The organism is Peptococcus simiae (genome assembly GCF_046569735.1).
GTDB lineage: Bacteria > Bacillota > Peptococcia > Peptococcales > Peptococcaceae > Peptococcus > Peptococcus simiae_A.
The window spans coordinates 1-361 of sequence record NZ_JBKICG010000054.1 but is presented as its reverse complement, the minus strand read 5'-3'; the positions used below and the strand labels follow the sequence as shown (position 1 = coordinate 361).

General features: G+C 52.6%; 1 protein-coding gene. It reads right to left on the bottom strand.

The window, feature by feature from the left end:
- The coding region (locus tag ACLGL1_RS09835) for an S-layer homology domain-containing protein (RefSeq protein ID WP_411008490.1) at nucleotides 1–361 on the bottom strand (361 nt) is incomplete at both ends.

The window sequence follows — 361 nt, the reverse complement described above, 5'->3', positions numbered from 1 at the left end:
TTGCGTTGATAACATTGTTATACCAGCCGTTGGTATCGGCAAATTTTGGTTTGCTGACATCTGATAGGTCATAGCCCATTAGGCGGGCGACCATGGCGGCTGCTTCGGCCCGCTTAATCTTTCCATCGGGCCGGACGGTGCCATCTTCATAGCCAAAGATGTAGGCCTTGTGGTCTTTCAGCTCTTCTACTGTGCCTTTGTCATCTTTGGGGATGATAAAGCTGGAACCACCACCGGGGGTGCCTGGTGATGTGGCTTTTTCACGGATGGTCTGGGCGGGGGTTAGGTTGCCGGTCTTGCCGTCTTTGCTGATAACGACGGAACCATCGTCTTTGACGTCGATGTCGTTATCGGTTAAGCC